General features: G+C 63.7%; 22 protein-coding genes. 11 read left to right on the forward strand and 11 right to left on the reverse strand.

Going from position 1 to position 25,148, the window contains the following annotated elements:
* Positions 1-171 precede the first annotated feature (171 nt).
* The 7 genes from R1Z03_RS23215 (at position 172) to R1Z03_RS23245 (ending at position 10,215) form a co-directional block, all read left to right on the forward strand.
* Positions 172-411, forward strand: a complete 240-nt coding sequence (locus tag R1Z03_RS23215) for a DUF2933 domain-containing protein (RefSeq protein WP_317355659.1) — start codon at positions 172-174, stop codon at positions 409-411.
* Between the two features lie 41 nt (positions 412-452).
* Positions 453-2,864, forward strand: a complete 2,412-nt coding sequence (locus R1Z03_RS23220; RefSeq protein WP_317355662.1) for a heavy metal translocating P-type ATPase — start codon at positions 453-455, stop codon at positions 2,862-2,864.
* Between the two features lie 313 nt (positions 2,865-3,177).
* The gene (locus R1Z03_RS23225; protein ID WP_317355665.1) at positions 3,178-3,537 is read left to right on the forward strand and encodes a DUF4148 domain-containing protein; all 360 of its coding nucleotides are present in this window, start codon (positions 3,178-3,180) and stop codon (positions 3,535-3,537) included.
* Between the two features lie 211 nt (positions 3,538-3,748).
* Complete coding sequence (locus R1Z03_RS23230; protein ID WP_317355667.1) at positions 3,749-4,162, forward strand: hypothetical protein; 414 nt, start codon at positions 3,749-3,751, stop codon at positions 4,160-4,162.
* A 75-nt stretch (positions 4,163-4,237) separates the two neighbouring features.
* Positions 4,238-5,563, forward strand: a complete 1,326-nt coding sequence (locus R1Z03_RS23235; RefSeq protein ID WP_317355671.1) for a TolC family protein — start codon at positions 4,238-4,240, stop codon at positions 5,561-5,563.
* Between the two features lie 12 nt (positions 5,564-5,575).
* Positions 5,576-7,093: an efflux RND transporter periplasmic adaptor subunit gene (locus R1Z03_RS23240; protein WP_317355674.1), complete on the forward strand. Its 1,518-nt coding sequence runs from the start codon at positions 5,576-5,578 to the stop codon at positions 7,091-7,093.
* On the forward strand, positions 7,090-10,215 hold the full coding sequence (locus tag R1Z03_RS23245; RefSeq protein WP_317355676.1) for an efflux RND transporter permease subunit: 3,126 nt from the start codon (positions 7,090-7,092) through the stop codon (positions 10,213-10,215). The genes R1Z03_RS23240 and R1Z03_RS23245 overlap by 4 nt, the downstream gene beginning before the upstream one ends.
* A 53-nt stretch (positions 10,216-10,268) precedes the next feature.
* On the opposite strand, the gene R1Z03_RS23250 is transcribed toward R1Z03_RS23245, so the two are convergent.
* The 4 genes from R1Z03_RS23250 to R1Z03_RS23260 form a co-directional block, all read right to left on the reverse strand.
* Positions 10,269-10,436, reverse strand: a complete 168-nt coding sequence (locus R1Z03_RS23250; RefSeq protein WP_317355679.1) for a hypothetical protein — start codon at positions 10,434-10,436, stop codon at positions 10,269-10,271.
* Between the two features lie 74 nt (positions 10,437-10,510).
* A complete protein-coding gene (locus tag R1Z03_RS24990; RefSeq protein ID WP_372588195.1) occupies positions 10,511-10,834 on the reverse strand; it encodes a heavy-metal-associated domain-containing protein in 324 nt (107 codons plus the stop codon).
* 233 nt (positions 10,835-11,067) lie between these two features.
* Positions 11,068-11,520: a PaaI family thioesterase gene (locus R1Z03_RS23255; protein WP_317355682.1), complete on the reverse strand. Its 453-nt coding sequence runs from the start codon at positions 11,518-11,520 to the stop codon at positions 11,068-11,070.
* Between the two features lie 279 nt (positions 11,521-11,799).
* Positions 11,800-12,237, reverse strand: coding sequence for a helix-turn-helix domain-containing protein (locus tag R1Z03_RS23260; RefSeq protein ID WP_317355685.1), 438 nt, complete (start codon positions 12,235-12,237; stop codon positions 11,800-11,802).
* Between the two features lie 177 nt (positions 12,238-12,414).
* Here R1Z03_RS23260 and R1Z03_RS23265 point away from each other — a divergent pair, with 177 nt between their 5' ends.
* Positions 12,415-12,855 carry a hypothetical protein gene (locus tag R1Z03_RS23265; protein WP_317355688.1) on the forward strand — a complete coding sequence of 147 codons (441 nt, stop codon included), beginning with the start codon at positions 12,415-12,417 and terminating at the stop codon, positions 12,853-12,855.
* Here the strand turns inward: R1Z03_RS23265 and R1Z03_RS23270 are convergent.
* Positions 12,852-13,154, reverse strand: a complete 303-nt coding sequence (locus R1Z03_RS23270) for a helix-turn-helix transcriptional regulator (RefSeq protein ID WP_317355692.1) — start codon at positions 13,152-13,154, stop codon at positions 12,852-12,854. The two genes, R1Z03_RS23265 and R1Z03_RS23270, sit on opposite strands and share 4 nt — an antisense overlap.
* A 111-nt stretch (positions 13,155-13,265) precedes the next feature.
* Here R1Z03_RS23270 and R1Z03_RS23275 point away from each other — a divergent pair, with 111 nt between their 5' ends.
* Positions 13,266-13,718 carry an HAD domain-containing protein gene (locus tag R1Z03_RS23275; protein WP_317355696.1) on the forward strand — a complete coding sequence of 151 codons (453 nt, stop codon included), beginning with the start codon at positions 13,266-13,268 and terminating at the stop codon, positions 13,716-13,718.
* 263 nt (positions 13,719-13,981) lie between these two features.
* Here R1Z03_RS23275 and R1Z03_RS23280 read toward each other — a convergent pair whose 3' ends face one another.
* The 6 genes from R1Z03_RS23280 to R1Z03_RS23305 form a co-directional block, all read right to left on the reverse strand.
* Entirely contained in the window at positions 13,982-16,942 is a 2,961-nt protein-coding gene (locus tag R1Z03_RS23280) for a Tn3 family transposase (protein ID WP_317355701.1), read from the reverse strand.
* 263 nt (positions 16,943-17,205) lie between these two features.
* The gene (locus R1Z03_RS23285) at positions 17,206-17,814 is read right to left on the reverse strand and encodes a thioredoxin family protein (RefSeq protein ID WP_317355704.1); all 609 of its coding nucleotides are present in this window, start codon (positions 17,812-17,814) and stop codon (positions 17,206-17,208) included.
* Positions 17,815-17,945: 131 nt separating this feature from the next.
* Positions 17,946-20,162 carry a thioredoxin family protein gene (locus R1Z03_RS23290; protein ID WP_317355707.1) on the reverse strand — a complete coding sequence of 739 codons (2,217 nt, stop codon included), beginning with the start codon at positions 20,160-20,162 and terminating at the stop codon, positions 17,946-17,948.
* Between the two features lie 47 nt (positions 20,163-20,209).
* Positions 20,210-21,013, reverse strand: a complete 804-nt coding sequence (locus R1Z03_RS23295) for an alanyl-tRNA editing protein (protein ID WP_317355710.1) — start codon at positions 21,011-21,013, stop codon at positions 20,210-20,212.
* Complete coding sequence (locus tag R1Z03_RS23300; RefSeq protein WP_317355712.1) at positions 21,010-22,515, reverse strand: MATE family efflux transporter; 1,506 nt, start codon at positions 22,513-22,515, stop codon at positions 21,010-21,012. The genes R1Z03_RS23295 and R1Z03_RS23300 overlap by 4 nt, the downstream gene beginning before the upstream one ends.
* Positions 22,516-22,573: 58 nt before the next feature.
* Positions 22,574-23,590: a zinc-binding alcohol dehydrogenase family protein gene (locus tag R1Z03_RS23305; RefSeq protein ID WP_317355715.1), complete on the reverse strand. Its 1,017-nt coding sequence runs from the start codon at positions 23,588-23,590 to the stop codon at positions 22,574-22,576.
* Positions 23,591-23,691: 101 nt separating this feature from the next.
* Here R1Z03_RS23305 and R1Z03_RS23310 point away from each other — a divergent pair, with 101 nt between their 5' ends.
* Both R1Z03_RS23310 and R1Z03_RS23315 read left to right on the forward strand, forming a co-directional pair.
* Complete coding sequence (locus tag R1Z03_RS23310) at positions 23,692-24,645, forward strand: LysR family transcriptional regulator (RefSeq protein WP_317355718.1); 954 nt, start codon at positions 23,692-23,694, stop codon at positions 24,643-24,645.
* Between the two features lie 71 nt (positions 24,646-24,716).
* A complete protein-coding gene (locus tag R1Z03_RS23315; protein WP_317355722.1) occupies positions 24,717-25,076 on the forward strand; it encodes a DUF2946 domain-containing protein in 360 nt (119 codons plus the stop codon).
* Positions 25,077-25,148 lie beyond the last annotated feature (72 nt).

Below are 25,148 nucleotides of genomic sequence, written 5' to 3' on the forward strand. Positions count from 1 at the left end.
TGGATCGTCGAAATCCAGGGCAGTGCCGTTTGAAAAGGGGTGGATGCCTGTTGCAGTCCAGGCCCTTGACTGAGGTCAAAGGTGGCAAAGGCTCTTGCTTGACACTCCCACCGTGTTAAGCCTTATCGTTCCCACGAGGTCCGCCACCTGTGACCTTTTTTGGGGAACACCATGAACCACACCCACACCACCGAGCATTCGGGCGCTACAAAGCCTGCAGGAAGTAGCAAGAAGTTGATCGGTGCAGTGATCATGCTTGGACTGCTCGGGGCATTCTTACTGTTCAGAGAGCACAGGTCGCATATCGCAGGTTATTGGCCTTACCTCCTCTTGTTGGCCTGCCCGCTAATGCACCTGTTTCATGGACATGGTGGACACGGCTCGCATGGCGGCGGATTTGGCCGCAATTAATCCCGTGCAGGACAAGACACTCATCTTCAGGAATCACCACCATGGCTAGAGCAGCACCGCACGATCATGCTCACCACGAGCATCCGCTTCATGAAGGTCATGAAGGTCATGAAGGTCATGAAGGTCATGAAGGTCACAAACCTCCATCCTCGACCGCGCTGAAAGACCCCGTCTGCGGTATGGCGGTGACTGCCCAGTCCCAATACACCGCGCTCCACGACAGTCACAACTACTACTTTTGCAGCGCGAAGTGCCAGGGGCGCTTTGTCGAGGCACCGCAGAAGTACGCACCGGACGCTCTGGGCACGTCTGGGGCCGAGCCTGAAGCAACTCAGCCCGGCACTATCTACACCTGCCCCATGCACCCAGAGGTGCAGCAGGACCATCTCGGAAACTGCCCCAAGTGCGGCATGTCGCTGGAGCCCATGCTGCCCACGCTGGACGAGGGAGAAAACGCCGAACTCGTGGATTTCCGGCATCGTTTCTGGTGGACGCTGCCACTGACCGTGGTGGTCACCGTCCTGGCCATGGTGGGCCACCGGCTGCAGTGGTTCGAAATGGCCACCCAGAGCTGGATCGAGCTCGTGCTGACGGTGCCCATCGTGCTATGGGCTGGTTGGCCCTTCTTCGTGCGCGGTGCGCAGTCGGTCGTGAACCGCAGTCCCAACATGTGGACGCTGATCAGCCTGGGCACCGGTGCCGCTTTCGTCTACAGCGTGGTCGCCACCGTGGCGCCTGGGGTGTTTCCAGCCTCATTCCAGGCTATGGGCCGCGTGGCGGTGTACTTCGAAGCTGCAGCCGTCATCATCTCTCTCACGCTGCTGGGTCAGATGCTGGAGCTCAAGGCGCGCTCGCAGACTTCGGCCGCCATCAAGTCGCTGCTGGGCCTGGCCCCCAAGACCGCGCGGCGTATTGACGCCAACGGTCAGGAGAGTGATGTTCCCTTGTCCCATGTCCATGTGGGAGATCTCTTGCGCGTGCGCCCTGGTGAGAAGGTGCCGGTGGATGGCGTGGTGGTCGAGGGGAGCAGCGCGGTGGACGAAGCCATGCTCACTGGCGAGCCGGTGCCCATCGTCAAAGGGCCTGGTGATGCCGTCATCGGTGCCACACTCAATACCAACGGGGCACTGGTGATCCGGTCCGAGCGGGTGGGCTCCGCTACCATGCTGTCGCAGATCGTTCAGATGGTTGCGCAGGCACAGCGCTCACGGGCCCCCATGCAGCGCATGGCCGACCAGGTGGCGGGGTACTTTGTCATGGCCGTGGTGGGTATCGCGTTGCTCACGCTGTTCGCGTGGGGCCTGTTTGGTCCGGAGCCACGCTGGGTCTACGGCCTGGTCAATGCAGTTGCGGTGCTGATCATCGCGTGCCCTTGTGCGTTGGGCTTGGCAACGCCCATGTCCATCATGGTGGCCACAGGCCGGGGGGCGACCAGCGGCGTGCTGTTCAGGGACGCGGCAGCCATCGAGAACCTGCGCAAGGTGGACACGCTGATCGTGGACAAGACTGGCACCCTCACCGAGGGCAAGCCCTCCTTTGAACGTGTGGTGGCTATGCCTGGCCTGTCCGAGGACGAAGTGCTGCGCCTGGCAGCCAGTCTGGACCAAGGCAGCGAGCATCCGCTGGCCGATGCCATTGTCCAAGCGGCCCGAGCCAAGGGCCTACCTCTGGACAAACCCGAGGACTTTGAGTCCGGGTCGGGTATCGGTGTACGCGGACAGGTCGCTGGACGCCAGCTCGCCCTGGGCAACACGGTCCTCATGGAGCAGGTGGGCGTTTCTGCGAATCCGTTGCTTGCGCAGGCAGAGGCCTTGCGCGCCACAGGCGCCAGTGTGATGTACCTGGCGGCCGACGGCCAGCTTCAAGGCCTGCTGGCGGTCTCGGACGCCATCAAGGCAAGCACGCCGGAAGCCTTGGCAACGTTGCATGCGGCAGGACTGCGCATCGTCATGGCCACGGGCGACGGCATGACCACCGCCAAGGCGGTAGGTGCAAAGCTGGGGATTGATGAGGTCCACGGCGAGGTCAAGCCTGCGGACAAGCTGGCTCTGGTGTCCCGACTACAAGCCGAGGGCCGTGTCGTTGCCATGGCTGGAGACGGCATTAACGATGCGCCAGCCCTTGCCAAGGCAGACGTGGGGATCGCGATGGGCACTGGCACTGATGTGGCCATGAACAGCGCGCAGGTCACCCTGGTCAAGGGCGATCTGCGGGGGATTTCCACGGCGCGGGAACTGTCGGAGGCTACGGTAGGAAACATGAAGCAAAACCTGATGTTTGCCTTCCTCTACAACGCGCTGGGCATACCGATTGCCGCAGGGCTGCTCTATCCCTTCACTGGCTGGCTGTTGTCGCCAATGATCGCAGCCTTGGCAATGAGTCTTAGCTCAGCTTCGGTCGTTTTCAACGCTTTGCGTCTCCAGACTCCATTGATAGTTCAGCCGCGTAGGTGAAAGTGGAACTCTGCATCGGCGATCCGCTTTGACGGGAGGCTTTTGGGCCTAATCTGCAGGTGGCACTACTTGATCGAGACTTCTTCGGAAAATTCAAGACCTTTATGTCCATCTGTCTCATTCAGAGACAAGACGGATGCGAGCTTCGCTCGCTGAAATTCTCTTTGTTTCGGCCGTTCTCAAATCACGCAATCTTTCAAAAAACCAGAGCTTTCCAACTTGTAACGTGGCGGTCACCGTTGAGTCGATACGACCTTCATACAGTTGACATCACGACACGGAAATTCCAGATCCGGAGTCGATTTTCAATCTTATGAAGGAGTTTTTTTCTATGTCTCGCATTAACACTTTGCTGTCGGTCGCCTTTGTATCGATGATTTCTGCGACCTCTCTAACAGCATTTGCCAGCAGTGGTTTTACCCCTGCAGCAACTGAAGTCGGCGGTGCATCCCACGCGATGCCAGTGACCCAAACACGAGCCCAAGTTGAGTCGGAGTTGCAAGCCGCGCGCGCAGGCGGCTCGCTTGCAAAAATATCTAGCGAGGCTGGCTATGCCCCCGAATTTGAAAAAACTACCCAAGGTGGACTCACACGAGAAGCGGTTCTTCAAGAGTTGCGTCGCGCTCAGGAAGACGGATCAATGCGTCGCATCAACAGCAATCGAGGGTACTAAACTGCGTTGACATGTCAACATGTGGAAAGAACTGTGAGCGACACATTAATTCGACCACACGTACACCTCATGAGCCAGCAAGGGGGTGAGCATGGTCAGCGATTCTCAGCGTTGCGCTAATTTGACCTTGGTCAAATGAGTATCGCCACCAACTGCCTAATATCTGATTATGATTTTCTTCAGGAGTACCGTATCGCGACAAGGGCGCTGGATGACCAGTGTTCTTGCCACAGCGTTGCTTCTGATGCAGTTCGCGTTGGCTGTGTACGCCTGCCCCAAGCTGGATTCGACCGCCCACATGGCATCGATGCAAAAAGCTGGGATTGACATTGAGAATGCCGTTGGCATGCCCTCCATGCCCGATTGCCACGCGATGGCAGGTACTATGGATGAACAAGATCCACAGCTGTGCCGAGCCCATTGCAATGGCGACAGCCTGTCGTCCCCCTCGCAACAGGGCCTTGAATTGCAGTTGATCGCGGCGCACGCAATTTGGGTTGCCTATGTGCTCCCGGTTGTGCTCGAATCAGGGCGCGATACTGACCCACGGGCTGTCTACGCAGAGTTGGACAGTCGAGCGGGCTCCCCCCCCATCTATCTGACCCATCAGGTCTTTCTGAATTGATCGTGCACGGCGCGTGCGCTGCCTTGCAGCGTGCGCGCAGGTCTGACTTCGTGCCCATCAATTTCGAGGACCACCATGCCCATCATTTCTTTCGACGCTCCCGGCGAGCGTCTGTCTGCGCAGCTGCGCATTCTTCCCATCTCACACGACAGCCAGGCGCGCAATATCTTCCATCTGCGCCGGAGCGCTCTGGGGTTCCTGCTGGCTGGCATCGGTTTGGCTGGCGGCCAGGTACATGCCCTCAGCTTTACCGATGCCCTAGACCTGGCGGAGCAGCACAGTCCCCGCATCACTGCCCAGCGGCTGCAGATTGACGCGGCCAGCAGTTCCCAGAAGTCGGCAGGAACGCTGCCGGACCCCAAGCTGTCGGTTGGTGTAGAGAACTTCCCTATCAGCGGCATGGACCGCTTCAGCCTCACACGCGAGTCCATGACCATGCAGCGCCTGGCGCTGATGCAGGAGGTGCCGAACCGGGCCAAGCGCGATGCCCAGATCGCCAGTGCACAGGCCAAGGTGGAGCGTGAACGCGCCACCCTGGCGGTCCAGCGCCTGCAGATTCGCCAGGAGCTGAGCCAAGCGTGGATCATGGCCCAGGCCATTGAACAGCGCGACCAGGTACTTGCCGATTTAATGAGTGAGAACCAGCGACTGCAGGACAGCCTGCCTGCTCGCATCGCTGGGGGGACTGCCCAAGCGGGCGATCTCCTGATGGCCAAGCAGGAGGCTCTTGCGCTGTCGGACCGCAGGGACGATCTGCAGCGGGACCGATCCAAGGCCAGGGCGATGTTGCGGCGCTGGGTTGGCGTCCGCGCCGACGAGGCGCTGCAGGGAGTTCCCGGGCCGCTGAGCCGCACTTTGGACCAGCTTCGGTCAGAGGTACACCGCCACGCGGAACTCGCGCAGTACCCCGCCATGCAGGCCATGGCCTTGGCGGAAACGCACGAAGCCCAGGCTGAAGCCAAGGGTGATTGGTCCTGGGAAGTCGCCTACAGCCGCCGCGACCGCCGCTGGGGCGACATGGTGTCATTCCAGGTGACCTTTGACCTTCCCTGGCAACAGGAGCGGCGCCAGGGACCCCAGATCAAGGCCAAGCAGCTGGAGCTGCAGCGCCTGGAAGCCGAGCAGGAGGACGTGACCCGCAGGCACCTGCAGGAGCTGGAGGACAGTGCCTCAGAGTTGGTGTCACTGAACAGCCAGATCGAGCGGCTGCAGTCGGCTGGCATGGGCTTGGCACAGGGCCGCGCCGAACTCGCGCTGGCCAACTACCAGTCCGCCAAGGGCGACTTAAGCGCTGTGCTGGCGGCTCGGGCTCAAGTGCGGGAGACGCACTGGCGGCTCATTGAGCTGCAGACACAGCGGGATACCGTGATTGCCCGCCTGAACAGCTTGATCGTCGACTGAGGGGAGAACAACGTGACCAATATCGATTTCAAGAAGACCGCTGTGGCCGTAGCACTGGTGGCTGCCGGCATCGCCCTCGGCTGGGGTGTCTCCCAATGGCGCGCCGCTAGCAGCCACGCCTCTGGCACTGCTCCTGCCTCAGCCGAAACTGCGAAGACCGACCGCAAGGTGCTGTACTGGTACGACCCCATGGTACCAACGCAGAAGTTCGACAAGCCCGGCAAGTCGCCCTACATGGACATGGCGCTGGTTCCCAAGTACGCTGATGAGGACGCACAACAAGGCACCGGTTTGAATGTCTCGGCACAGGCGGTGCAAGCCCTCGGCCTGCGCACCGCCACGGTGGAGCAACGGGACATTGGGGCCGATGTGGATGTGCTGGGCACGGTCCAGCTCAATGACCGGGATGTGAGCATCGTCCAGGCGCGTTCTGCAGGATTTGTTGAGCGTGTCTACGCCCGGGCCCCGGGCGACGTCGTGGCCGCGGGCGCGCCACTGGCCGATCTACTGCTGCCAGAGTGGGTGGCTGCGCAGCGCGAGTTCCTCGCGGTGCGAGCGCTCAAGGACGAATCGCTGACCACAGCGGCACGGCAGCGGTTGACGCTGCTTGGCATGCCAGCCTCGCTCGTGGCTCAGGTGGAGCGCGCGGGCGAACCTCAGGGCCGTTACACGGTTTCCTTCCCGCAGGCTGGGATGGTGGCTGAACTGATGGTGCGCCAGGGCATGACGGTCTCTTCCGGGGCCACCCTGGTGCGCGTGAACGGTCTGGCCAGCGTCTGGATCGAGGCCGCCGTTCCGGAAGCGCAAAGCGGCCCCTTGCAATTGGGGCAGGACGCCCAGGTCCGCCTGGCCGCGTTTCCGGGCGAAACCCTCAAAGCCCGTGTCGTGAGCATCCTCCCAGAGGCCAACCGGGACACCCGCACGGTGCGCGTGCGCCTGGAGCTACCCAACCCCACCCAGCGCCTGAAGGCGGGCATGTCCGGGCAGATTGTCCTGTCAGGACGCACACAGCCAGCGCTGCTTCTCCCCAGCGAAGCGGTGATTCGTACCGGCAAGCGGGCACTGGTCTACGTGGTGGACGGCCCCGGTAAGTACCACCCCGTCCAGGTGCAACTCGGCGCTGAAATCGATGACCGCCTCGTCGTACTGAGCGGGCTGACCGCAGGGCAACAGGTGGTCGCGTCGGCACAGTTCCTGATCGATTCGGAGGCCAGTCTGCGAGGCATCATGCCCATACAGCCTCAAGGCAGCGGCACACCGCCGACCAGCGAACGAGGTGCTTTGAATTTTGCTGCGCCCGCATCCAAGAGCTTTACTGTGCGAGGGGTGGTCGATGAGGTCACGCCCACCGAGCTGACCCTCACCCATGAGGCCGTGCCTGAGCTGAAATGGCCCGGCATGACCATGCCTTTCAAGCTGGCGACACCTGAACTGGCCAGAGCCCTGAAACCCGAACAGCAGGTCAAGTTCACCTTTCAGCAGCAAGGCAAGGACTTCGTGATCACTGCCGTGGAAAGGATCAAGCCATGATCGCAGGTCTGATCCGCTGGTCAGTGGCAAATCGATTGCTGGTTTTACTGGCGACTTTAATGCTGACCGCTTGGGGCGTATGGGGCGTGCGCAGCACCCCCGTGGATGCGCTGCCGGACCTCTCGGACGTCCAAGTCATCATCCGCACCTCCTATCCCGGCCAGGCACCGCAGATAGTGGAGAACCAGGTCACATACCCCTTATCCACCACCATGCTGTCCGTCCCCGGCGCCAAGACGGTGCGAGGTTTCTCGTTCTTTGGCGACTCGTTCGTCTACATCTTGTTCGAGGATGGCACGGACCTGTACTGGGCGCGTTCGCGGGTGCTGGAGTACATGAACCAGGTGCAAGGACGACTACCCGCTACGGCCAAGTCGTCATTGGGCCCAGATGCCACTGGGGTCGGCTGGATCTTCCAGTACGCCCTGGTCGACCGCACCGGCAAGAACGACCTGGCCCAGCTGCGCGCCCTGCAGGACTGGTTCCTGAAGTTCGAACTCAAGAGCCTGCCCAACGTCGCGGAAGTGGCGTCGGTGGGCGGCATGGTCAAGCAGTACCAGGTTGTGCTCGATCCGATCAAGCTCGCGGCCCAAGGGCTGACTCAGGGGCAAGTGCGCGAGGCCATCATGGGAGCCAACCAGGAAACGGGGGGATCGGTGCTGGAGTTGTCCGGGGCCGAGTACATGGTGCGCGCCAGCGGCTACCTCAAGACGCTGGACGACTTCCGGGCCATCCCACTTGTGTCGCGCGCCGGCACTCCGGTGCGCCTGGGCGATGTTGCAACGCTCCAGATCGGGCCGGAGATGCGGCGCGGCATCGCCGAACTCGACGGCGAGGGGGAAGTGGCCGGTGGCGTGGTGGTCCTGCGCTCGGGGAAAAATGCCCAGGAAACCATCAAGGCCGTCAAAGCCAAGCTCAGCGAACTGCAAAGCAGCCTGCCCCAGGGCGTGGAGATCGTCACCACCTACGACCGCAGCGCGCTCATTGAGCGGGCGATCCAGAACCTCACCACCAAACTCGTGGAGGAGTTCATCGTGGTGGCTGTGGTCTGTGTCTTGTTCCTCTGGCACCTACGCTCCGCGCTGGTCGCCATCATCTCCTTGCCTCTAGGGATCATGGCGGCGTTTCTGGTCATGCGCTACCAGGGGATCAATGCCAACATTATGTCCTTGGGCGGCATTGCCATTGCTGTGGGCGCCATGGTGGATGCTGCGGTGGTGATGATCGAGAACGCCCACAAGAAGCTGGAGGCCTGGCAGCACAAGCATCCCGACCGCCAACTGGTGGGGGAAGAACGCTGGAAGGTGATCACCGAAGCTGCCGGGGAAGTTGGGCCCGCGCTTTTCTTCTCGCTGCTCATCATCACGCTGTCGTTCGTGCCGGTTTTTACGCTGGAAGCACAGGAAGGCCGCTTGTTCGGACCGCTGGCGTTCACCAAAACCTACGCGATGGCCGCAGCTGCGGCCCTCTCGGTCACGCTGATCCCTGTCTTGATGGGCTACTGGATCCGGGGCCGTATCCCTGATGAGCAGAAGAACCCGATCACGCGCGCGCTGATCGCCGTGTACCGACCTTGCCTGGAGTGGGTGCTGCATCGCCCAAAATCCACCTTGGTCATCGCCGTACTCGCACTGACGACCACGCTCTGGCCATTGTCGCGTTTGGGGGGCGAGTTCTTGCCCAGGCTGGATGAAGGCGATCTGCTGTACATGCCTTCGGCGCTCCCAGGCTTGTCGGCACAGCGGGCGACGGAGCTGCTGCAACTGAGCAACCGGATGATCAAGACGGTGCCCGAGGTCGAACGCGTTTTCGGCAAGGCGGGCCGCGCGGAGACCGCCACTGATCCGGCACCACTGGAAATGTTCGAGACCACGGTGAAGCTCAAACCCAGAGACCAATGGCGTCCAGGAATGACGCCCGAGGGCCTGATTGATGAGTTGGACAAGGCCGTCAAGATTCCCGGTCTGTCCAACATCTGGATTCCGCCCATTCGCAACCGGATCGACATGCTCGCGACCGGCATCAAGAGTCCTATCGGGGTCAAGGTGACCGGCAACGATCTGAAGGTGATCGATGGGATCGCGGCCCAGGTCGAGCAGGTCGCCAAAGATATTCCGGGGGTGGCTTCGTCACTGGCCGAGCGCCTGACGGGGGGGCGCTATGTCGATGTCCGCATCGACCGCACGGCCGCAGGGCGCTACGGGCTGAACGTTTCCGATATCCAGGCTGTGGTCTCCGGGGCCATCGGTGGTGAAAACGTCTCGGAAACCGTCGAGGGCCTAGCCCGCTTCCCGATCAACCTGCGCTATCCGCGTGAGTGGAGAGACTCGCCAGAACGCCTGGTGCAGTTGCCCATCGCCACCCCAATGGGGCAGCAGATCACGCTGGGTACGGTAGCCAGCATCTCTATCACCGATGGACCGCCCATGCTCAAGAGCGAGAACGCCCGCCCATCGGGCTGGGTGTATGTCGATGTGCGGGGGCGCGATCTGGCATCCGTGGCCAATGACCTGCGCGATGCGGTCAGCCGCCAGATCAAGCTGGAGCCCGGGGTCAGCATCACGTACTCAGGCCAGTTCGAGTACCTTGAGCGGGCCAACGCCCGCCTCCAGGTGGTGGTGCCAGCCACCTTGCTGATCATCTTCGTGCTGTTGTATTTAACCTTCTCGCGCATGGGTGAGGCGGGACTGATCATGGCGACGCTGCCATTTGCGCTCACCGGAGGCATCTGGTTCCTGTACCTGATGAACTACAACCTTTCCATCGCCACCGGTGTGGGCTTCATCGCCCTGGCGGGCGTCGCAGCAGAATTCGGTGTGGTCATGCTCATCTACCTCAAGCAGGCACTCGTGGAGCGGTGCCCTGATGGCAGGCAGCCCACGCTTGAAGAGCTGCTGGCTGCAATTCGGGAAGGTGCCGTGCTGCGCGTGCGCCCCAAGGCCATGACCGTGGCAGTCATTCTGGCGGGCCTGGTGCCCATCGTGTGGGGCAGCGGGACGGGATCGGAGGTCATGAGCCGCATTGCGGCGCCCATGCTGGGCGGTATGGTGACCGCGCCGTTGCTGTCCTTGTTCGTGATTCCTGCAGCTTATGTGCTGATGCGAAGGCCGAAAAAAGCGTGACTGCCCGGACTCCGAGTCTTCGTGAGGCTGGCTTGAAGCGTCCCGGGAAGGTGTCAGTAGGTTCCGCAACGCCAGGCGAGGAGGATCATATTGAGAAAACCCACTGATATACCGATGCCACCAGAATTACCCGCGCCCATCATGTCCATGCCTGACTGCATGAGCGTCATGTGTTCATCCATCAGCGCAGAACGTTCGGCGGGAGTCTTCGTCGCCTGCATTTTCTTGTGCAGTTCCTGATCGCCTTCATCTGACCATCAAAGGTGCCCGGTGCAGGCGTGGGCTCCTTGGTAATTCAACTACAGCATGACGACGTCTGCCTTGTGCCGTCTTGATTCACGTCGACAGAGGTTGCGGGCCGAGCTGCACAGCAGCAGCCCCCGGCTGTTCGGCGCGATGAAGGACCCACCACTGCGTCTGCCTTGTATCCAGCACGCTCAATCGCAGAGCGGACAAGCTCCACTGCTCCGTTTCCGGCCTGCTCAGGAATGCGTACCTGCCGCGTAGCCACATCAATTTCTACATCGACGCCCGCTGGCAGTTGGGTCTGAGCTATTGAACGACTAATGCGTTGGGCGCAGCTGCCGCACGTCATCTCAGGAACATTGAAATGGACCATGTGAGCCTCCTTCGGTTGATTCACGTGTTGACTATGAACCTTGCCACCGTGACAAGGTCAAGGTCTTAAGGCAACCAATCGCACAGAAGATCGGAACGCAGCAAAACGGAGCCGATGCGGTGTCGTCTCTGCGGGTTGAGCACTCAAGTCTTATGTGAACAGCTGCCGAGCATCCCTTGGATCCCCTCAGCCGAAGGGGACGGGCACGTTTGACGTTGTGTGCCGCGTTGCACCTAGCGCGCAGGCGCAACCATGGCTGTGGCTATTGCCAAATGCTGGCCTGCTTCTGTATCCGTACGCGAGAGAAAACCCTCCGAGAACGAGAAATGTTTAGCGGAGCGGACCACATGCGCTCGGAAGGCAAGCGACTCGCTAACAATTGCAAGTGACAAGAACTTCACCGACAACTCCAGGGTGACAACGACCTTGGAATCGTAGTGGCCCAAACCGGCAAGTACGAAGGCTGCATCAAACCCTGCGGCGATGACGCCGCCATTGATTGCCGTGGTTCCTCCGCCTCCCTGAAGGCCGGATTCGATTTTGGTGAAGCTGATGATCGCCAAGCCCGGCTCTTCAAACGCCCCCCTAAACCCAAACCAAGCGACTTCTTTCCTGGCGTTGAATTGAGCCAATGGCTCTTCGCGCTGCGAAGAAGCTAGACGAAACGGGATGGTCGGACTTTGCATGGGAAAGCTGGCCGGAGGAATGGAGCGTTTAGCGTCCAAATCTACATTGAAGTACCGTCCAAATCTACATCGAGGGTGCGTCCAATCTTGCATCCAAAGCGCTTGCAGAGGGGATTTCTCGAATGAAGACTCGTAGTTTGACCCACTGCAAGTCCCCTTGTACCCCGCGAGCTGCTCACGCGAAAAAACTACGGGTTGGGAGCCGACAGACCCAGACCTGCACACCGCGAGGGGTGGCGCGCTACACGGAGTTGTGTCGAGAGGAGCGCCGGCGCGGAATCACCAGAGGCCCCGCTTGCTCACTTTTGCCAGTGCGCTGGTCAGGGCCATCAGCGTTTCCGCATCTACCAGCGCCTCGGCTCCCCTCAAGGTCACCGGCAATGGAATTCCAGCAATCTCTTGTGTGCGTCTGAGCACCTGCTCCACCAAACTGGTTCGCGGAACAAACATGTAGTGCACTTCACAATCCAGGCCATGAGCCAAACGTGCAAGCGTATTCAGCGTGATCGTGCCGTTGGCCTCGGCTTGCTCCAGTTTGCGTGCCCCCTGCGCCGTCATGCCCAAACGCTCCCCTAGCGCTATGGAGCTCATGCCCAAGGCCAATCTAACCCTCTTTGCCCAACCACACCCGGGCGTGACGTTGCGCTGCAGTTTTGCAAAGTCGCAAAACTGTCTGTCGAGTTCGGCCAAGCGGGTGAGATCCAGGCGATTTTTCATGGGAGCAAACGCATGAGGCAACAGACTGGTTGCCTCGTTAGGCCATTTGGGCAACCGGTTGATTTCCATTGGGAGACGGGCGCACTTTGAACGAAAAAACGCAATCCCTGTTCAGTTATCTTCGCACGCCACGGTCTCGGACGGGACCAATTAGTCTCATATTAACTTGAATGGCGAATGATGCTGCGTTTGGAAAAAGCGAATCTCGGAGAATTTAGAGCACAGGACATGATGGGCCTGATCACGTCGCGGGGATGGGAGGCCATCTTGCCGGATGCGCTGGATGACAACCACCTTTTGGTGGTGTCAAACCAGTTCCGAGACCTTCTGTCTGGCGTAGGTTGGAGTGGTGCTCATGATCCCGCTCGCGCTGCCTTACCGCTCACCCTGTTGCTTCTGACAAAGGCGGGTGCCAAACGGTCAGGAGACAGCCTGGAAATGGGTCTGGAAACTTTGCAAGAAGCGCTGTGCTTGCTCAGCACTGCCGTGGATCGGGAGATCGTCAATCGCATGCTTCAACGCCAAGATCCCATTCCCATTGGCACCAGTCTGCTACAAGGCCTACAAATGCTGGTACAGCACGCCCAGGAGCACACCGATTCGGAATGCCACGCCTAGTCTGACACCATGGCCCTGAGATCCGCTTTGACTGTCTCGAGGATCTCATTGACGGAGGCGGCATCAAGACCCGGGCAGTATGCGGCAGCGACCAGTGTCAATGGATGAATCTGCATTTGCTCCGCCAACAACTCAATGGTTCGGACACTGGGTACTTGATGTCCTTGCTCGATACGACTGATATGTCGTCGGCTCGTGGCCAGCAACATGTCTTCCTGGACCAAGCCACGTGCCGCGCGCAACTGCTGCAGCGCCCGACCAAAGTCGGCTTGGGGTGGGACACGCTTTCGGGAAGGCATTCCCCCGATTTCCGCCCAATGGGACCAAAAAGACCACGACCAACTAGTCTCATTGGCTTTCTCATTTCATAGAAATCTTCCCCTGTTGGAAATCCGATTCTGAATACCGCTGTGCCCATCCTGTTTCTAGATTTTGATGGGGTCTTGCACCCAGAGCATTGCCATGAGTCGAAGCACTTCTGTTGCCTACCCTTCTTGGAAGATGCGGCACGGCAGGTGCCTGAGTGCAAGGTGGTGATCACAAGCACCTGGCGGCTGGAACAACCATTGGAGGCTCTTCTGCAAAGGTTTTCCCCGGACGTAGCCGTCATGATCGAAGGCGTCACCCCTAAATACAGCGATCTAACAAACGTGCCGAATACGCTGGTGGGATACGAGCGGGAGGCGGAGTGTCATGCCTGGCTTTGGGCCAACGACGTGCCGCATCTCAGCTGGGTGGCTCTGGATGATCGATCATGGCTTTACAGGCCGTTTTGCAGGTCGTTGTTTATGGTCAATGGGCGCACAGGGCTGACGCCCACTTCTGGGTCGCAGCTGGCGTCTCGCCTTCAATGTCTGCTGTGAACCACATCTGGGTTTAAAAACCGAGCAGGGTCAAGATCCGGGCAGGACCCGACCTGTGTTCGGATGCGACGGCATGGCAAACCGGGAAGAAAAGTCGGTTGCGTCTGACCAGTCCGAACGCTCGGATCTAACGTTACTTTCCGGTTTTGCTCGAAAAAAAGAAAAGACGAAATAGCGGACAACGCTAAGTCGTTGATTCATAAAGGGCAGCTTTCCGATTTTGCAAAGAAAAAATTGAAAACGAAAATGCGACGCTTCTGGACTCAATTGGTCCGAGCCCGTTTTGGCGGGTGTTGGCCCCTCAGAAGCACGCTAGCATACCGGTCAACGCTAAAGCTCATCAGGCCCCGAAAATTGATGTGACCGAAGTGCACTGGACCGATGCGCCGAAGAACGTTGTCTTCAATCCGTTGTCCACCAGCCTTAAGTCGGTCCACGGTTTCCTGCAACTTCATCGTGTTCCAGCCGATCACCATGTTGGTGAGCAGAGCGTGAGCACCCGAGATGGACTTCAGTTCATCGCGGCGTCGGCCGCGCTCCGCAGTGACGCGCCCGTAGTAGATGGCGCGTTGCAGCAAGTGAACCGATTCGCCACGATTGAGCAGGGTGTGGATCTCTCGCCTGAACACCTCATTGGTGAAGTAGTCGCACAAAAACACGGAGCGCAGCAAGCGGCCATACTGGTCGAGACAGCGGCGCACGTCGTCTCCAGCGGCGGCGCTGCCGTGGCGAGCCAATGCCCAGGCAACGCTGACCCGTCCTGACTTGATCGAGGCAATAAGTCGCATCGCTTGATCCCAACCGTCACGGATGGCTTTTTCTGTGATCGTGGGAATTGCCACTTTCTCCAGGGCCTCAGGCACCTGAATCGAGCGTGGCGTCCAGATTTTGCGGTCGGGCAGGCCTGCCAGCTGCGGACACAAATCGAACTTCAGCAGCTTGGCCACGCTCATGCCGGAGTAGGTATAGCCGTGTGTATCAACCGCCAGAAGATCGACTTTGATGCGGTCATCACTGTTGGAGTTGTACGCGTCGATCCCATGCACAGCGGGAGCATCCTGGCGCGTCATCAGCACAATAGGCTGATCGAAGATGACGGGATAGCTGCCGAGAATGTGGGTGTAGATACCTGCAGCTGCGGTCTTTCGACGAGGATCGGTTCGGGCAATAGATAGGTGGCGCGTAGCGTCCAATGCCATCATGTCCGAAGAGGCTTTTGTTCCATCGCTCCACAGGTTGACTATGGGAAACCGCTGCTGAAACGCGACCACGCTGTCGTTTGCAGCCCTAAGGCGACCAGGTGCTTCCAGCATGCGCATGGCTGCGGACACATGACTTACCGGCACGCCGGGAATCATTGAGGCTGCCGCTTTTGCGTCGATTTCAGTGCCATGGGCGAGCAAGCCCGCATACAGGGCAACAAGTTCCTGGGACGTCTCTGGCTGCCGCCCCAGCAGCATGGTGCTGATCTGGGTGCGACTGTCGACCTCCAGAATGATGTCTGGTAATTGAGTCGTTCCAATGGTTTCGCTTAGGAACTGGTTCGTGCGCCGCAGTTCAGGCTCTTCCTCCATGGCCCTGATGGCAGGGATTCGCACCGAACCGCCTTCGTCGATTTCGAGAAGGCCTCTCTCAAGACCGGCCTCAACATCTGCAAGCCCAGCTCGTAGCAATTCGTACTGGAGATCGAGAGCTCTTCTTGGGTTGAGCTCCAGGCCGTAGGCCGCGCACAGTGATTGCTTGTTCCGCTCCCATTCTTCCTGTGGGATCAGCAGACTCTCTTTGCTTTGGTAAGTCGCACTGTGATTTACATAAAAGCTGCCGCCGCGCAAGCCCTTGCAAATGCGCCGCAACGCGCACCCTTCGAAAGCCCGAAGAGCGGCTACGCGGTCGGGAACCTCCAGCAACGGCCGCCACTTTGAATCGACCAGCGACGTGTCAAAGTCGGCCGGCAGTTCTTTGGCCTCGTCCGCCTGCAAAGCCTGCAGTGCGGCAAGAAGCTTGCTGTCTGCATGCGTTGAATCCGCTTGCAGATCCAAAGAGGACATCCCGTTAAGTAACGTACGAACCCTCGTCGTTTGCTCGGTCAGGGTTTCCCTGACGACCTCAGCATGGCTGACCGGAGGGAGCCCCAAGACACCCTCAGCTAGGGCCATGATGGCCGCCAGGCGTTCCTCGGCGTTCATATCGGTGTTGGCCGCTATGTCCCGCATCGATTCGATGGAGCAGCGGTACTGTTGGGCCCGCTGCGCCTGTTTTGCTTGCACACGTGTAGATCCCAGACGAATGATGTCGCTGGTATGCCTGTTGTTGCGAAAGATTGCCTCGTCACTGAGTTCACCAAGCAGGTGCTTGAGGAAACAGACGATCTCTACGGAGCGCGTGTCCTCAACGCGGCGGGCTGTCTCCGAGGGCGGTCGGTTGACCACGGCCTGGGCGAAGGCGTGGATGCGGCCAATAGAAAGCCCTTGCAGATCCCACAAATGGACGCCGAGCGCCTTCAGGGCGTCTATACGCGTGTTGACCTCTTTGAGGGCCTTCAAGCTGTGTTTTCCCGCTGACTGCTTGAGCCACTCAAGGACGGAAATCCCAGGTGCCATGCTTTCCTCGTGCATGACCTTGAGGACGGCACGAAGACGCACCGGCGTCACTGCAGAGCGAATAGTGGTGAGCGCCAATTCCTCGACCACTCGGAAGGCCGAGCGAGCAAGGTCTTGAAGGTGGCGCTTGCCCGGCAGGACGATCTTGTTATCGAAAAGCCATTGCTCAGCGGAGCTGAAGAGTTCATCGACAGAAGCGACGTCGAGCGCCTGCTGTGAGAGCGCCGCCTGCAAACGTTCTTGAGCGCTTGCATCGTAGGCAGCAAGGCCAAGCCTCTCTCGAACCCATGCACGATGGTTGGCTAGCGTGCGATCAGCGTTCTGGTATAGCGCCTTGAGAGATCCAATCGCGGTGGTATTGGAATAGATGCCAAGCTGCTCACACAACAGGCGCAGCATTGCCGTCGGCATTCGGAGTTTGCTGTCTGGATTTCTGCCAGTCAGGGCAAGGAAGGAGAGTTGGACAGCAAGCCCCAGGTGGTAGCGCTTTGCATAATTGCTATCGCGAATCTCCTTGACCAAGCGGTCAGGCAGACGGCAGTGCAACTGCACATCGTCAGCGTTCAGGCCCGATGGAAGTTTCTCATAGCCGACAAATCTGTACCGGTAGCTCGACATCAGCATCCTCCCCAATCCGGGAGACACTATAAAACGCTGCTAAGTTGTTGTCGCTGGTCAGTTTTTTGACGCAGGATTCCGATTTCACAACGAAACCGAGATCACCCCCGCTGCACGGACCGGTCTGGCCGCCTCATCGGCAGTCAAACTCTACCGCGCTGGTCTGGTCTGAAACATACAAGCGCACCACGGCACGCGGCCCGCCCGGGGCCGTGCTGCCATGCCCATTGCCGGCGGATGGCAGACCCGTCGCCGGGCCCGTCGCCGGCTTATGCCGGCGATTTGTATTTGATCGAGCAGCCGTAGGGCTGCGTGGTGGGCACCGCGATCGGCTTGCCCGCCAGGGCGTCGGCCAGGCCGGCCTTTACGTAGTTCGTGGCCTTCGGGATGTCGGCCGGGCGGGCCGAAGGAATGCTGTCGATGCCGCCCGCATACACCAGCGTGCCCTTGGGATCGACGATGTACAGGTGCGGCGTGGTGCGCGCGCCATAGGCATGGCCGGCGGTGCCTTCCTCGTCCAGCAGCAGGGCGGTGGGCACCGCCTTGCGCTCGGTGAACCAGGCGGCCAGTTGCGCGGGGGCCAGGTAGTCGCTGCTGGCCTTCTCGGTGGAGTTCACCGACAGCCACACCACCCCCTGGTCCACCGCGCCCTTTTGCGTGGCCGGCAGGTTGCCGCTGTCGTAGTGCTTGCGCACGAAGGGGCAACCCGGGTTGGTCCACTCCAGCACCACGTGCTTGCCCTTGAAGTCCGACAGCCGCACGGTCTTGCCGGTGGCGTCCTTCAGTGCGAAGTCGGGCACGGGCTGGCCCACGGTGGCCGCCGCCTGGGCAGCGCCCGTGGCGAGGAAAAGGCAGGCGAAGAGGGTCCGTCGAAGCATGGCATTTCTCCTGTCGAAAGAACGAACGGGGCCGGGGCCCCGGGGCGGCCCAGTGTCACCGAGCCTCCAGCGCGTCGCCACCCAAAACCCCCGTGCCGGCAGGGCGATGGGGCGCCTGCTGGACCAGGCGCTTACAGGCCGGCGATGGCCGCGCGCACTTCCTGCACGCCCAGGATTTCCGACAGCACCACGGGGGGGCGGCCCGGCGCCTGCATCACGTACACCGGCACGCCGCTGCGCCCCAGTTGCGCCAGTGCGGCGGTGATGGCGGGATCGCGGCGCGTCCAGTCGGCGCGCAGCAGGGCCACGTTCTTGGCGGCGAAGTCCTTCAGCACGTCCTCGTGCGCCAGGGTCGTTTTCTTGTTGTACTGGCAGGTCACGCACCAGGCGGCGGTGTAGTCCACGAACACGGGCTGGCCCTTGGCCACCAGTTCCTCGGGCAGGCCGGGCTGCCAGGGGCGCCAGCCGCTGGCAGAGGGCACCGCTGCGGCCGAAGCCGGCGCGATTTCAAGCACTTTTGGTGCCCATGCCGTAGTCAAATATGCCAGGAGTGCTATCGAAATAGGAGCAATTGCCCAGCGGGTGCGCCCGGCGAGCGTGAGCGCCCAGACCGCCATGCTGAGCGTGACCAGCAGCGCCAGCAGGGCCGCCGCGCCGTCGATGCCGCTTTGCTGGCCCAGCACCCACACCAGCCACACCACGGTGGCGAACATCGGGAACGCCATGAACCGGCGCAGCGTGTCCATCCAGGCGCCAGGGCGGGGCAGGGCGCGCGCCACCGCGGGCACCCAGCTGGCGGCCAGGTACGGCAGCGCCAGCCCCAGGCCCAGCGCGCCGAACACCGCCAGCGCCTGCGCGGCCGGCAAGGTGGCCGTGAGGCCGAGCGAGGCGCCCATGAACGGCGCGGTGCAGGGCGAGGCCACGGCCACGGCCAGCACGCCGGTCAGGAAGGCATCCACCGCCGGGTGGCGGGCCTGCAGGCTGGCCACCGAACTGGGCAGGAAGCGCCCGAACTCGAACACGCCCGCCAGATTCAGCCCGATCACGGTGAACAGCGCCGCCAGCAGGGCCACCACGCCGGGCGACTGCAGCTGAAAGCCCCAGCCCACGGCCTCGCCCGCGGCGCGCAGCGCGAGCATGAGCGCGCCCAGCGCCATGAACGACAGCACCACGCCCGCCGTGTACGCCAGCCCGCCGATGCGGTGGGCGCGGCGGTGGTTCGCATGCTGGGCAAAGCCCACCACCTTGATCGCCAGCACCGGGAACACGCAGGGCATGAGGTTCAGGATCAGCCCGCCCAGCAGCGCGCCCGCCAGCGCCGCCAGCAGGGTGCCGAGCGGCGCGGCGGTAACGGCGGGCGCGGCCGGCGCGCCGCCGCCCTGGGCCGCGTTGGCGCGCAAGGCCGCCTCCAGCGCGGGTGAGACGCTGGCCATCGCCGCGAGCGGGGGCCAGCCGCCCTCCAGGGGCAGTTCGGCCCGCCAGCCCTGGCCGGCATGGGCCAGCACCACGGGCATGGGCGTGGGGCTGGCGCTGCGCTGCGGCGACAGCGGCACGCGCGCCGTCCACACGTCGCCCTGCCAGGCCTGCGTCCAGTCCGCCGCGGTTTCGATCACGCCGGTGGTTTCGGGAAAGAACTCCAGCGCCTTGCCGCGCAGAGCGGCGGGCAGCCCGGCCACGGTGAGGGCGATGGCGTTGCCGTCCACGCGCGCGCTGCTGGCCGGGGCGCCGGCCGCGGGCGCCGGCAGCGGCTGGGGGTGCGCCTGCTGCGCGGCATCGAAGGCCCCGGCGCTCAGCGCCGTGGTGCTGCGGATCGGCAACTGCAGGGTGAAGTCGCCTTCTTCGGGGATGCATTCCTTGCGGCACACCAGCCACGAGGCGCGCAGGTGGAAGGTGGCGGTGCGCGCCAGCGGGCCAGGCGCGAACGCATCGGAGACGGCCATGGGCACCGGCAGCAGCACCGTGCCCTCGTAGCCGTAGTTGGCCAGGTTGCCGATGGGGATCTTGCGCGGCACGGGCCAGGCGATGTCGCCGGCCTCGATGCCGGCGGGCACCTGCCACTCCAGCTGCGTGGGCAGGCCCGAATCGCCCGAATTCATCCAGTAGGTGTGCCACTCGGGCTGGTGGGTGATCGACAGGCCCAGCCAGAGCGGCTTGCCCGGCGCCACACCCTCGGGGGCGTGGGCCACCAGCTCGGCCTGCACATGGGGGGTGGTGACGGTGCTGCTGCCGCTGCCGCTGCCGGTACCGGTGGTCTTGGGGCCCAATTGGGCCCCGGCGCCCATGTGGAAAGCGCTGAAAGCTATCAAAAAAAGAGCGGGCAGCAAGCGCTGGAGCAGGCGGTGTGACATGTCGCAGGGTGGGAGCCGCAGCCCGGGGTTTGGTTCCTGGGCCGGTGTCAGGCGGCGAAGCCGAGCACCACACGGCGAGACAGGGCGCCTTTCTTCTCGATCTTGGTCACGACCACGGCGCCGATCTCGCCGGTGTGCGCCACGTGCGTGCCGCCACAGGGCTGCAGGTCGATCTGCGGCGCGCCCGCCTCGCCGGTGCCGCCCACGCGCACGGTGCGCACCTGGCCCGTGCCGCGCGGCGGCTGCACGCTCATGCTCTTGACCAGGGCGGGGTTGGCGTCCAGCTCCGCATCGGTGACGGTGCCCAGGGTGATGGCATGGCCTTCGGCCACCAGGCGCGCGATGCCGGCGGTCAGGGCGTCCTTGTCCAGCGCGCCGTCCATGTGGAAATCGAGCCGCGCGTAGTCGGGGGTGATCGAGCAGCCGTTCACGGGCTGCGCCACCAAGTGGCACAGCAGGTGGGTGGTGGTGTGAAAGCGCATCAGCCGGTGGCGGCGCTCCCAGTCGATGCGCGCGGTCACGGCCTCGCCCACCGTCCAGGGCGCGACTTCGCCCGGTGCGGGCACGTGCACGATGGCGGCCGTGGGCCGGCCTTCGGCATCCTTGCCCTTGCGTGTGTCGGCAATGGCGACGGTGCTGCCGTCCGCCCGCAGCAGCACGCCGCTGTCGCCGGCCTGGCCGCCCCCGAGCGGGTAGAACACGGTGCGGTCCAGCACGATGCCGCCGTCCGGCTGCACCGCCACCACGGTGGCTTGGCATTCGCGCAGGTAGGCGTCTTCGCGGAAGAGGTCTTGCGTGGCCAGCGTGGGGGTGGGGGTGGTCGCAGGGGGGGAGCGGTCGTCGGTCGTCATGGCCCGATGGTAACGGCGGCGCCTGCGGGAGCGCCCTCCGTGCGGCGCGCCGTGGGCGTGGCGTGCGCCGGCGTACACACCGGCGCGGGCGGAAGGCCGCCCACCTCGGCGGGCGTGGCCACCGATTCGCCGGGCGGCAGCATGCGCGCCTGGCGCCAGCGGCCGAACCGGTAGTAGGCGATGGACATCAGCATGGCGCACAGCGCGCTGGCCGGAAAGCTCCACCAGATCGCGTCCGCGCCCAGCACCGGCTGCAGTCCGTACGCGATGGGCAGGCGGATGCCCCAGAGCGCCAGCCCGAGGATGATGAGCGGCGGCACCACCGCGCCCGTGGCCCGCACCACGCCCGACAGCACGAAGGTCACGCCGAAGAACAGGAACGACCCCACCGCGATGTGGTTCAGGTGCCGGGCGGCTTCCAGCGAGGCGCTGCCCTCGGGCAAGAAGAGCGACAGCGCCATGCGGTCCAGCAGGATGAGCGGCGCGATCAGCGCGCCCGTGAGCAGAAAGTTGAACAGCGTGCCACTGCGCGCCACGCCGTCCACCCGGTCCCAGCGGCCGGCCCCCACGTTCTGCGCCGCCATCGACGAGCACGCGGCGCCGATGGCCATGGCCGGCATCTGCACGTAGGTCCACAACTGCAGCGCCGCGCCATACGCCGAGGCCGTGACCACGCCCTGGGCATTGACCATGCCCATCACCATGAGCATGGCCAGCGAGATCATCACCATCTGCACGCCCATCGGAATGCCCTTGACCACCAGCGCCCGCAGGATGGCGGGGTCGGGCACGAACAGGCGCCACTGCGCCCGGCCGATCCACAGCGGATGGCGCCGGTGGCGCAGCCAGGCCAGCAGTGCCGCGAAGCTCAGGGCATTGGCCACCAGCGTGGCCATGGCCGAGCCGGCGATCCCCATGCGCGGCAGCGGCCCCAGGCCGAAGATGAGCGGCGGGTTCAGCGCCGTGTCCAGCACCACCACCAGCAGCAGGAACAGGAACGGCGTGCGCGTGTCGCCCGCGCCGCGCAGCACCGCCGACACGAACGCGAACAGGTACAGCAGCGGAATCGCCAGGAACAGCGTGCGCAGATAGGCCTCGGCCAGCGGCAACGCGTCGGCTGGCGTGCCCATCCAGCCGAGGATTTCGCGCGACAGCGGCAGCCCCACCAGCGCGATGAGCACCGAGGTGCCCCCGAAGAACGTGGCGCTGGTGCCCATCACGCGCTGGGCCTGCGCCAGGTTCCTGGCACCCATGGCCTGCGCCACGAGGATGGTGGCCGCCATGCCCACGCCGAACACGGCACCGATCAGCAGGAAGAGGATGTTGTTGGCATTCGCCGTGGCCGTGAGCGCCGCCTCCCCCAAATAGCGCCCCACCCAGATGGCGTTGACGGAGCCGTTGAGGGACTGCAGCACGTTGCCCGCGAGGATGGGCAGTGCGAACACCAGCAGCGTGCGGCCGATGGGGCCTTGGGTCAGGTCGCGCGTGGGGGGCTTTGGCATGCGGCATGGTGCCAGCCGCCCGGGTGGCCCGGCTGTCGGCCGATGCCGGCACCCGCCATCAGAACCCCTGCAGCACGACCTTGCCGATGGCGCGGCCGCTTTCCACCAGCGCATGCGCCTGGCGCAGGTGGGCCGCGTCGATGCGCCCGCCGTCGGTGGTGAAGGTGCTGCGCAGGCGCCCGGCGTCCAGCAGGCGCGCCACTTCGGCCAGCAGCTCGCCCTGGCGGTGCAGGTCGGGCGTGCCGAACAGCGAGCGGGTGAACATCATTTCCCAGTGCAGCGAAATGCTCTTGCGCTTGAGCGGCATCACGTCCAGCGAGGGCATGTCGTCGATCACGGCGATCTGCCCCTGGGGCCGCACGCAGTCCACGTACTGCGCCATGTAGGCCGGCGTGTGAGTGAGGGCGGCCACATGGTCCACCTGCGGCACGCCCAGCGCGGCCAGTTGCGGGGCGAGCGGCTGGCGGTGGTCGATCACGTCGTGCGCGCCCAGGTCCAGGCACCACAGGCGCGTCTCGGGACGTGAGGCGGTGGCGATCACGCGCAGGCCGGTCAACTGGCGCGCGAGCTGGATCAGGATCGAGCCCACCCCGCCCGCGCCGCCCACCACCAGCAGGGACTGGCCCGCCGCAGCGCCGTCGCCCGAGGGCACGCTCAGCCGGTCGAACAGGATTTCCCAGGCCGTGATGGCGGTCAGCGGCATGGCGGCGGCCTGCGCATCGGACAGCGTGGCGGGCGCATGGGCGGCGATGCGCGCATCCACCGTGTGCAGTTCGGCGTTGGAACCGGGGCGGTCGATGGCGCCGGCGTAGTACACCCGGTCGCCCACGGCAAAACCCTGCACCGCGCTGCCCAGCGCCTGCACGGTGCCCACGGCGTCCCAGCCCAGCACCTTGGCCGCGCCGCCTTCGGGCGCCGCGCTGGCGCGCACCTTGGTGTCCACCGGGTTCACCGACACCGCGTGAACGCGCACCAGCAGATCGTGCTCGCCGGGGAGCGGCGCGGGAAGGTCCAGGTCCACCAGGGCTTCGGGGTGGTCGATGGCATGGGGGGCGTGGTAGCCGATGGCTTTCATGGGTGGCTTTCTCTGAAAAGAAATGGGAAAAACAGCGATGGATGCACTGTAGGTTGGCAAAATGGATTTGATAAGTCGGCTTGGATGCCTATCTCTTTCAAATGAAATTTGAAAATATCTCCGACCTGCGCGTGCTGGTGGAAACCGCCCGGGGCGGCAGCCTCACGGCTGCGGCGCGGGTGCTGGAAATCACGCCCGCGGCGGCCAGCGCCATGCTCAAGCGGCTGGAGGCGCAGGTGGGCGCGCGCCTGTTCGAGCGCTCCACCCGCGCCATGCGGCTCACCGACCAGGGGCAGACCCTGCTGGACTACGCGGCGCGGGCGCTCGAGCTGCTGGAGGAGGGCGCGAGCCAGGCGGCCTCGGAGGCTGGCGCGCTGCGCGGCACCGTGCGCGTGGCCGCGCCGTCGGACCTGTCGCGCAGCCTGCTGCTGCCGTGGTTCGACCGCTTCCTGCAGCAGCACCCGGGCGTGCACCTGGCCTTGTCGGTCAGCGACCGGGTGCAGGACGTGCGCCGCGATGCGGTGGACGTGGCCCTGCGCTATGGCGCGCTGGCCGACTCGCAACTGATCGCCCGGCCGCTGTGCATCACCCGGCGCGTGGCCTGCGCCGCACCGGCCTACCTGGCGCGGCGGGGCGTACCCCGGCACCCCGCCGAGCTGGCGGGGCACGACTGCCTGACCCTGCACATCGCCGGCCGGCGGGAGGTGCGCTGGCATTTCGAGCGGGCGGCCGATGGCGAGGCGGTCTCGGTGGCCGTGGAGGGCGAGCGCAGCGTGGACGACGGCTCCATTGCGCATGAATGGGCGCTGGCGGGTGGCGGCATCGTCTACAAGTCGGCGATCGACGTGCGCGCCAGCCTGCGCTCGGGCGCCCTGGTCGCGCTGCTGCCCGACTGGCGGGGACAGCGCTATGCCCTGCACGCCGTGCTGCCCAGCCACCGGTTCATGCCGGCGCGCGTGCGGGCGCTGGTCGATCACGTGGCGCAGTGCTGCGCAGCCCTGGTGGCCGAAGAGGCTGCGATGCCCGGCCATCCCGGCTGGGTGGCCCTGCCGTGACGCCGCGCGCCTTTCTTTGATGGTCGGGCCGCCATGCGCGCCCGGCCCCGGCGCCGATAATCCCCCCGCCCATGAATGCGCTGCGCACGCCCTTCCTCACCGCCCGCTGGCTCCTGGCGTGGTTCGCTTTGGCGCTGGGCGTGGCCGCGGTGTCGCCCCTGGTGCACCCGCAGTCGCTGATGGTGGTGTGCAGCGCCGCAGGCGTGTTCCAGCTCGTGGCGCAGGACGATGGCACTGTGCCCGATGGCGGGGGCCTGCACACGCTCGACTGCGCGCTGTGCCTGCCGGGCGGCGCCCCGCCGCCGGCGCTCCGGGTGCGCGCCGCGCCGCCGCAGCCGCTGGCCCATGCCGTTCAGCCCGTGGCGGCTGCGCGCATCGCCGCCCTGGTGGGCGCGCCACTGCCCGCACGCGGGCCTCCGTTCGTTTCGTGATGCCTTGAATCGTGCGCCGCACCCCGGCTGGGCCCGGGGTGCGGCGCGTGGGCGAGCGCCTGGGCGCAGCCC

Source organism: Acidovorax sp. BLS4 (assembly GCF_032929295.1).
Classification (GTDB): Bacteria; Pseudomonadota; Gammaproteobacteria; order Burkholderiales; family Burkholderiaceae_C; genus Paracidovorax.